This window comes from Methylobacterium sp. WL6 (genome assembly GCF_008040095.1).
GTDB lineage: Bacteria > Pseudomonadota > Alphaproteobacteria > Rhizobiales > Beijerinckiaceae > Methylobacterium.
Genome location: NZ_VRVH01000191.1, coordinates 1 through 8,801 on the forward strand (window position 1 = coordinate 1; position 8,801 = coordinate 8,801).

The window sequence follows — 8,801 nt, forward strand, 5'->3', positions numbered from 1 at the left end:
CGCATGGGCCGCCAGCAGGTCGCGGGCGGCGGGCAGGAAGCGCTCGCCCCGCGCCGAGGCCCGGACGCTGCGCGGGGTGCGGTCGACGAGGCGGCAGCCGAGCCGGTCCTCGAGCCGCTTCAGCCGCAGGCTGATCCCGGCCTGCGAGGTCTCCAGCGCCGCGGCGGCGCGGGTGAAGCTCGCCAGGTCGACGGTGAGCACGAAGGCCTGGACGCTTTCGATGTCGAGCGGGCGGGTCATCAGCACAACGATTCGTTATGGCAGATATAGCGTCCGATATCTTGCTGTTATCATCGCGGACGGCAAGGGTGTCCCTCGACCGCGCCCGAGGACTCCCGCCATGCCCCTGACCCGCATCTCCCTGCGCGCCGGCAAGAGCCCGGCCTACCACGCCGCCCTCGTCGCCGGCCTCTACGCGGCGATGCGCGAGGCCTTCGCGGTGCCCGAGAACGACCTGTTCACGGTGATCCACGAGCACGGCTCCTCCGCCTTCGCCTACGATCCCGGCTATCTCGGCATCGCGCGGGACGACGACCTCGTGCTGATCCAGATCACCGCCAACGACACCCGCGACACCGCGCAGAAGCGGGCGCTCTACGCGGCGATCGCCCGCAACCTCGGGCGGGATCCGGGCGTGAAGCCGGGCAACGTGCTCGTGAACCTGGTGGAGGTCGCGCGCGAGAACTGGTCGTTCGGCGACGGGCTGATGCAGTACGGCCCGACGGCGTGACGATCCGGCGCGGCAGGCCGCTTTGAGCCGGTCCGCCTCCCGGCGTGTTCCCGAGGAGGCGCCGCATCCCGCGGCCTCACCGATGGGAACGTCATGTCCGACACCGCCTCCCCGCGCCCCGAGCCGCCCTTCGCGGCCCGGCCGATCCCCTATCCCGGCCGCTCGTCCGAGATGCAGCCGCCGCCCGATCACGGCGAGCACAGCTACGTCGGCTCCGGCCAGCTCACCGGCAAGGTCGCGCTGATCACCGGGGGCGATTCCGGCATCGGCCGGGCGGTGGCGATCGCCTATGCCCGCGAGGGCGCCGACGTGGCGCTCGCCTATCTCGACGAGCACGACGACGCCAAGGACACCGCCGCCTGGATCGAGAAGGCCGGCCGGCGCGCGCTGCTCTTGCCGGGCGACGTCTCGGAGGCCGGCCATTGCGCCGCGCTGGTCGAGACGACGATCGCGGAGTTCGGCCGGCTCGACGTGTTCGTCAACAACGCCGCCGTGCAGGTGCTGGCCGACGACCTCGAGGGCATCGCGATCGCCGACTGGGACCGGCAATACGCGGTCAACGTCCACGCGATGTTCTACATCCTAAAGGCCGCCTCGCCGCACCTGAAGCCCGGCGCCTCGATCATCGCCACCTCCTCGGTCAACGCCAAGAACCCGGTCGAGCAGCAGCTCGCCTATTCCTCGACCAAGGCGGCGCTGTGCAACATGGTGGCGAACCTCGCCAAGATCCTGGGCAAGCGCGGCATCCGCGCCAACGCGGTGCTGCCGGGCCCGATCTGGACGCCGCTGATCCCGTCGACGATGTACACCAGCCAGGTCGAGAGCTTCGGCTCGATGACGCCGGCCGGGCGCCCCGGCCAGCCGGCCGAGCTCGCGCCCCCCTACGTGATGCTGGCCTCTGACGCGGCGAGCTACATCAACGGCGCGATGATCGCGGTGACGGGCGGCATGGTCACGATCTGAGGGCGGGTCTCGGCGCGCGGTCCGGGCGCCGTCGCCGGGCGCCCGGACCGCGAGCCGAGGGAGCCGGACGGCATCCGAGCCACGGCCTAAACCCGCCGTTAACCGAGATCGGCAATTTGTCGGATCGCTAGTGGCGTCGCTCGGGCTGTCCCTGCCGCCGCGCAAGGGTGGCAAATCATGCGGCTGATCATCGGCACACTGGTCGTCTTCGCCTGCGTCTTCGGCAGCTACGCGGCGATGGGCGGCCACCTGGAAGTGCTGTGGCAGCCGTTCGAGTTCGTCATCATCCTCGGCGCGGCGATCGGCGCCTTCATCATCGGCAACACCGGGCCGGTGCTCAAGGCCGTGCCCGCCATGCTGGCCACGCTCGTTAAGGGGCCGAAATACAATCAGCAAGCCTATGTCGAGCTGCTGGGCATGCAGTATTCGCTGTATCGGCTCGCGAAGCAGAAGGGCCTGATGGCGCTCGAGCCGCACATCGAGGAGCCGAGCGAGTCGGCGCTGTTCAACAGCTTCCCGACCTTCGCGGCGAACCACCACGCGGTCGAGTTCGTCTGCGACTACATGCGCATGGTGACGCTGGGCGCCAACAACGTCCACGAGATCGACGCCCTGATGGACGAGGAGCTGGAGACGCACCACCAGGAGCAGGAGCGGATCATCTCGGCCATGCAGTCGCTCGCCGACGGAACGCCGGCGCTCGGCATCGTCGCCGCCGTGCTCGGCGTGATCAAGACCATGGGGGCGATCAAGGAGCCGCCGGAGGTGCTGGGGCATCTGATCGGCGGCGCGCTCGTCGGCACCTTCTTCGGCGTGTTCGTCGCCTACGGCTTCTTCGGGCCGATGGCGCAGTCGCTCAAGAGCCTCTTCGAGGCCGAATCCAAGTACTACGTCTCGCTCAAGGCGGGCCTCCTCGCCCACATCGCCGGCCAGCCGCCGGTGATGGCGGTCGAGTTCGCCCGCAAGGCCCTGATGAGCGACGTCCGCCCGACCTTCAACGAAGTGGAAGCGGCGACCGCCGCCCTGCCCGCCTAGTTCCGACCCCACCTCGCGCAGGGACTCGACGGCCATGGCCCTCCAGCCGATCATCATCAAGAAGGTCAAGAAGGCCGCGCATGCCCACCACGGCGGGGCCTGGAAGATCGCCTATGCGGACTTCGTCACCGCCATGATGGCGTTCTTCCTGCTGATGTGGCTGATCAGCATGACGACGCAGGAGCAGAAGATCGGCCTGGCGGAATACTTCGCGCCGGCGGCTTCGAGCCCTGCGACCAGCGGCGCCGGCGGCTTGCTGTACGGCACCTCCCTCGACACCTCGGGCAACAAGCCGTCCAAGCCCCGCGAGGCGGCGACGGGCTCCGCCCAGCAGGAGGATGCGGTGCGCGCGAGCAGCCCGGGCAGCGCCAGCGATCTCGAGGCGAGCCGGCGGGCCGCCAGCGTTCCGGCCAACTACAGCGCCATCGCCAGCCTCCGGCAGGCGCTCCAGAAGCTGCCCGAGATCGCCGAATTGTCGCGCAACATCGTGTTCGAGACGACCAAGGAGGGCGTGAACGTCTCCCTCGTGGACGACGACGGCCGCTCGATGTTCCGCGAGGGCTCCGTCGAGCCCTACGAGCGCACCCGCCGCGTGCTGGAGGCGCTCGCGCCCGCCCTGCGCAAGCTGCCCAACCGTCTGTCCATCACCGGCCACACGGCCGCCGCGCGCCCGGGCTCGACGCGGGCCGGCGAGCCCTGGACCCTCACCGCCGGGCGGGCGCTCGCCGTGCGCGAGGTCCTGGCCGGTGCCGGGGTGCCCAACGACAACTTCGCGTCCGTGGTGGGACGCGCCGACACCGAGCCGGTCTTCCCCGACAATCCCTACATCGCGCCGAACCGGCGGGTGACGATCACCCTGCTCAACGGGAGCCCGCCGGTGCCCCCGAACGTTCTCCGCTGACGACGGGGCGCCCGGCGCCCTCCGAGGCCGCAGCGTCTTCCCGCGCGCCGCTTTCCGCCCCGAGCGGACCGCTTGCGCCACCTGAGCACCGCGACTCCGCCCGATCCGATCGTACCTTGACCGCGGGACCGGACCGGGCCACGCCCTGCGCCGCTCCCGCGTGCACCCAAGGACGGCATGGCCCCGACCACCCACCTCGCCCTGATCAACGTCTTCATCGGCGACATCCAGGGCGGCTTGGGACCGTTCCTCGGCACGTGGCTGGCCGAGGCCGGATCGTGGAGCCCGGCCCGCGTCGGCCTCGTCACCACCCTGGTCGGGTTCGGCACGCTGCTGCTCTCCGGCCCGTTCGGCGCGCTGGTCGACCGGGTCGGGCGGCCGCGTCTGCTGATCGCCGCGGCCTGCACCGCGATCCTCGCCGGCACGCTGCTGCTGCTGCCGGCCCGCGCCTTCGCCTTCGTGTTCACGGCGCAGCTGCTGGCGGCGGCCGGCGGCACGCTGCTGCTGCCGGCGGTGACCGCGCTGACCCTCGGGATCGTCGGCAAGGACCGGTTCCCGAGCCAGCAGGGGCGCAACCAGGCCTTCAACCACGTCGGCATCCTGATCGCCGCCGGCGCCATCACGCTGGGCACCGCCCGGTTCGGGTCGGCGATCGCCTTCTGGGTGCTCGGCCTGATGGCGGTGCTGGCGATCGCCGCCGCGCTGACCACCCCGGCCTCGGCCTGGAGCCAGCGCCGCGCGGTCGGCTGGACGGAGCCCGGTGGGGAAGACGGAGCGGAGGAGGCGCCGCAGCGGGCCGGCATCCGCGCCGTGCTCGGCGACCGCCGGTTGCTGGTGCTCGCCTGCGCGCTGACGCTGTTCAACCTCGGCAGCGGCGGCATGCTCTCGCTGCTCGGCCAGAAGCTCGTCGCCACCGCCGTCAGCGCGACGCACTGGACCGCGATCTACGTGATGGTGGCCCAGCTCACGATGGTGCCGGTGGCGCTGTTTTCCGGCTCGCTCGCCGACCGGCGCGGCCGGCGCAAGCTGCTGCTGGCGGCTTTCGCGGTGCTGCCGGTGCGCGCCGCGCTCTCGGCCTTCGTCGACGACCCGACCTGGCTGATCGCGGCCGAGATCCTCGACGGCGTCGCCTCCGGCATCGTCGGCGTGGCGGTGCCGGTGGTGGTCGCCGACCTGACCTGGGGCTCGGGCCGGACGCAGACGGCGCTCGGCACCGTCAACGCGGTGCAGGGCATCGGCGGCGCGCTCTCGGCCTGGTACGGCGGCCTCGCCTTCGGCCTGCTCGGCTGGACCGGCGCGTTCCTGGCGCTCGGCGCGCCGGCGCTGGCGGCGCTCGCCCTGGTGATCTGGTTCGACGCGACGCCCGAGCCCGGCCGGCGCTCGCGGCGGCGCCAGGCCCGCACCCTGCACCCCGCGACGTGATCCCGGAACTGCAGGATCGCGCGCGGGTTCACGCTCGCGCATCGGGTGGCACGAAACGTGACGCGCCGGGGCGCGACAGGCCCCGTGTCGGCCGGTCGCATCGTCCCGACGCGCGGCCGCCCGCACCTTACCCCCTCCCCTCCTTGCCCGCCCCTTGCCCGAGACAACACGGAAACGGCCCCCTCCCATGCGCGACGACGCCACCGGACGCACCCTCACCGCCCACGAATCGCGCGAGACGCCCTGGCTCAGCGTGGTGCTGGGCTACGGGCCGATGCTGCCGCTGGCGGCCGGCGCCGCCGCCGCATGGTGGATGCGCGGCCAGCCGCTCGACTACCTCGTCGCCCTGATGACGATCCTCTACGGCGCCGCGATCCTGCTGTTCCTGGCGGGCGTTCGCCGCGGCGTCAGCTGCCGCACCGAGGGCGGGCCGACGGTGATGCAGATCGCGACGATGCTCGGGCTGTTCGTGCTCGGGCTCTCCGCCCTCGTCACCGTGGTGATGGGCAAGGCGATCCCGGCGCTCGGCCTCCTGATCGTCGGCTACGCCGCCATCGCCGTGCTCGACCCGATCGCCGCGCGCGCCGGCGAGGCGCCGCTGTTCTTCGCCCGCCTGCGCCCGCTGCAGATGCCGATCGCGGTGATCAGCCTCGCGGCCCTGCTCTGGCTGAAGTGGATCTCGCCGTACTAGGTCGCTGCGTCGACCCACCGGGCGCGTCGCCAACCGTGCATCCCCTCGCCCCGCACGCGGGGAGAGGGCCGTGTCTCCCCCTTGTCGGGGAGCACGGCGAGGCGGCAGCCGACGGTGAGGGGGCTTCGACCGAGGAGCCTCCTCCGATCGCACCCCCTCACCCTCGCTTCGGCTTCGCCGCCGCTGCTCAGCGGCACGACGAGGTGCCGCTGAGCCTCTCCCCGCGTGCGGGGAGAGGGGCTCCCCGCGATCCATCTGCGGGCGTCGTGCCATGCCGTCGGGATCCTGTCGCGCGACGCCGTCGCCAAGCCGCCGGCTTGCCGCTGCCCCCGCCGCCGCGATACAGCCCGGCGACCCCCGAAGCGCGCGATCGAAACGAACCGTCATGTCCAAGGCCGATTCCAACACCGGCGAGAAGCCCGGCCTGAAGGCCCGCCTGCCGCGCGGCTTCGTCGATCGCCGCGCCGCCGAGATCGCGGCGCAGGGGCGGATGCTGGAGACGATCCGGGCGACGTTCGAGCTCTACGGCTTCGAGGCGCTGGAGACCCCGTTCGTCGAGTACACCGAAGCGCTGGGCAAGTTCCTGCCCGACCTCGACCGCCCGAACGAGGGCGTGTTCTCGTTCCAGGACGACGACGAGGCCTGGCTCTCGCTCCGCTACGACCTGACCGCGCCGCTCGCCCGCCACGTGGCCGAGAACTTCGAGGCGATCCCCAAGCCCTATCGCAGCTTCCGCAACGGGTTCGTCTTCCGCAACGAGAAGCCGGGGCCGGGCCGCTTCCGCCAGTTCATGCAGTTCGACGCCGACATCGTCGGCGCGCCGTCGGTCGCCGCCGATGCCGAGGCCTGCATGCTGATGGCCGACACGCTGGACCGGCTCGGGCTCGCCGGCCGGTACGTGATCAAGGTCAACAACCGGAAGGTGCTGGACGGCGTGCTCGCGACGATCGGGCTCGCCGGCGACGCCCAGGCCGGGCAGCGCCTGACCGTGCTGCGCGCGATGGACAAGTTCGACAAATTCGGCACCGAGGGCGTGCGCCTGCTGCTCGGCCCCGGCCGCAAGGACGAATCGGGCGACTTCACCAAGGGCGCCGGGCTCGATTCCGGCCAGGCCGACAAGGTGATCGCGCTGCTGCTTGGCGGTGGCTCGGAGGCGGCGCCCGAGCGATTCGCCTTCGTCGACGCGCTGCTCTCGGCCTTCGGCGAGAACGAGACCGCGCGGGCCGGCATCGAGGAGCTTCGGACGATCGCCACGCTCGTCGACGCGGCCGGCTACGGCGTCGACCGCATCCGCGTCGACCCCTCGGTGGTGCGCGGCCTCGAATACTACACCGGCCCGGTCTACGAGGCCGAGCTGACCTTCCCCGTCGTCAACGAGGACGGGCAGACCGTGCGCTTCGGCTCGGTCGCCGGCGGCGGGCGCTACGACGGGCTCGTCGGGCGGTTCCGCAGCGAGCCGGTGCCGGCCACCGGCTTCTCCATCGGCGTGTCGCGGCTGTTCTCGGCGCTGCAGCTCACCGGCAGCCCGCTCGTCGAGGCGGCGGCGAAGCCCGGCCCGGTGGTGGTGCTTGTGCTCGACCGCGACGAGATCGCCGCCTACCAGCGGCTCGTCGCCACCCTGCGGCAGGCCGGCATCCGGGCCGAGCTCTACCTCGGCGGGGCCGGGATGAAGGCGCAGATGAAGTATGCCGACCGCCGCGGCAGCCCGGTGGCGATCATCCAGGGCTCGAACGAGCGCGCGGCCGGCGAGGTCCAGGTCAAGGACCTCATCGCCGGCGCCGAGGCCGCCCGCAACATCGCCAGCAACGCCGAGTGGAAGGCCGCCCGGCCGGCGCAGTTCTCCTGCCCGGAGGCCGAGATGGTCGCCCGCGTGCGCGAGGTGCTGGCCCAGCACTTTTCGGACGAGGCCTGAAGGCAAGCGCCAACGGTCAGACTCTCCCTCCCCCGCACCCCAGTCGGGCCTGCCCGACTCGGGCACACGGGATGCGGATCTCGGGCGAGCCCAAGATCCGTCGGGGGAGGGAAAAGCTGCGGCCCCCTCAGCGCGGGCAGCCGGCGGCGCGCTCCCGGCGCTGGATCTCGGCGACCTTGGCGCGGTTTCGCGCCGGGAGCGGCACGTCGGCGATGTCGCCGTAGCGGCCGCCGGCCTTGCCGAAGGCGCGGAGCCCGCGCGGCGTGCGGCAAGCAGCCGGCCTCGGCGTAGACCGCGTTGCGCTCGCCCCGGAGCGCGTCGCAAGGGACTTCCGCCCGCGCCGGCGCGGCGAGGAGCGGCCAAGTCTTCAGGGCCAACGTCGCCAGGGCCCAGGTCGCCAGGGCCCAGGTCGCCGGGAGGAAGGCGAGGGGGGCGCGCATCGGAGCCGGTTCCCATCGGGTTGGGGACCCATCAGAGCCGGTGCGCCGGGCGCCGCACGGCCGCCGCGTCCCACAGGTTCGCCCCTGCGTGTTCATTCGCGCCCGCGCGCGGCGGCGGGGCGGTCGCCAAGCCCGGTTCCGGTTGCTACAGAACCGCTCGACGACGACGGGCAGGATCATGACGCGACCGCAGGCAGGAGAGATGGGGGCGGACGGGCTCGCGCAGGCGCGGCTCTCGGCGCATCTCGCGCAGGGCGGCTACCGCTTCGTGACGCCGCCGGTGCTGCAGCCGGTGGAGCCGTTCCTGGAACTGTCCGGCGAGGACATCCGCCGGCGCATCTTCGTGACGCAGGGCTCGGACGGGGCCGAGCTGTGCCTGCGGCCGGAGCTGACGATCCCCGTCTGCCGCCTGCATCGCGCGCAGGCCGAGGGGCAGGCGGCCGATTACAGCTATTGCGGCCCGGTCTTCCGGCTGGCGGCCGATGAGCCCGACGAGTTCCTGCAGGCCGGCATCGAATCGATCGGCCGCACCGACACGCCGGCCGCCGATGCCGAGGTGCTCGGCATCGCGCTGGAAGGCCTCGCCCTGTTCGGGCACGCGGCGCCGGGCGTGCGCCTCGGCGACATGGGGCTCACGGTGGCGCTGCTGGAGGCCCTGAGCGTGCCGCCGGCCGCCAAGCGCCGGACGCTGCGGGCGCTCGCGGCCG

Annotated in this window: 9 protein-coding genes; 8 read left to right on the forward strand and 1 reads right to left on the reverse strand. The window is 72.4% G+C overall.

The genetic code is table 11. From position 1 onward, the window contains the following. Positions 1 to 240, reverse strand: a 240-nt coding sequence (locus FV230_RS19965) for a LysR family transcriptional regulator (protein WP_147843631.1), incomplete at its 3' end; no start/stop codon positions are given. Positions 241 to 340: 100 nt separating this feature from the next. Here FV230_RS19965 and FV230_RS19970 point away from each other — a divergent pair. The 8 genes from FV230_RS19970 to FV230_RS20015 form a co-directional block, all read left to right on the forward strand. Further along, positions 341 to 730, forward strand: a complete 390-nt coding sequence (locus FV230_RS19970; RefSeq protein ID WP_147843632.1) for a tautomerase family protein — start codon at positions 341 to 343, stop codon at positions 728 to 730. Between the two features lie 93 nt (positions 731 to 823). Further along, positions 824 to 1,693 carry an SDR family oxidoreductase gene (locus FV230_RS19975; RefSeq protein WP_147727229.1) on the forward strand — a complete coding sequence of 290 codons (870 nt, stop codon included), beginning with the start codon at positions 824 to 826 and terminating at the stop codon, positions 1,691 to 1,693. A gap of 177 nt (positions 1,694 to 1,870) precedes the next feature. After that, positions 1,871 to 2,728: a flagellar motor stator protein MotA gene (motA, locus tag FV230_RS19980; RefSeq protein WP_147727230.1), complete on the forward strand. Its 858-nt coding sequence runs from the start codon at positions 1,871 to 1,873 to the stop codon at positions 2,726 to 2,728. A 34-nt stretch (positions 2,729 to 2,762) separates the two neighbouring features. After that, positions 2,763 to 3,629, forward strand: a complete 867-nt coding sequence (locus tag FV230_RS19985; protein ID WP_147727231.1) for a flagellar motor protein MotB — start codon at positions 2,763 to 2,765, stop codon at positions 3,627 to 3,629. Positions 3,630 to 3,806: 177 nt separating this feature from the next. Continuing rightward, complete coding sequence (locus tag FV230_RS19990) at positions 3,807 to 5,051, forward strand: MFS transporter (protein WP_147843633.1); 1,245 nt, start codon at positions 3,807 to 3,809, stop codon at positions 5,049 to 5,051. Between the two features lie 187 nt (positions 5,052 to 5,238). Further along, positions 5,239 to 5,742: a DUF3429 domain-containing protein gene (locus FV230_RS19995; RefSeq protein ID WP_147843634.1), complete on the forward strand. Its 504-nt coding sequence runs from the start codon at positions 5,239 to 5,241 to the stop codon at positions 5,740 to 5,742. Between the two features lie 385 nt (positions 5,743 to 6,127). After that, positions 6,128 to 7,654 carry a histidine--tRNA ligase gene (hisS, locus tag FV230_RS20005; protein ID WP_147843635.1) on the forward strand — a complete coding sequence of 509 codons (1,527 nt, stop codon included), beginning with the start codon at positions 6,128 to 6,130 and terminating at the stop codon, positions 7,652 to 7,654. Positions 7,655 to 8,272: 618 nt separating this feature from the next. Continuing rightward, positions 8,273 to 8,801: ATP phosphoribosyltransferase regulatory subunit (locus tag FV230_RS20015; protein WP_187275561.1), on the forward strand; the 529-nt coding region annotated here is incomplete at its 3' end.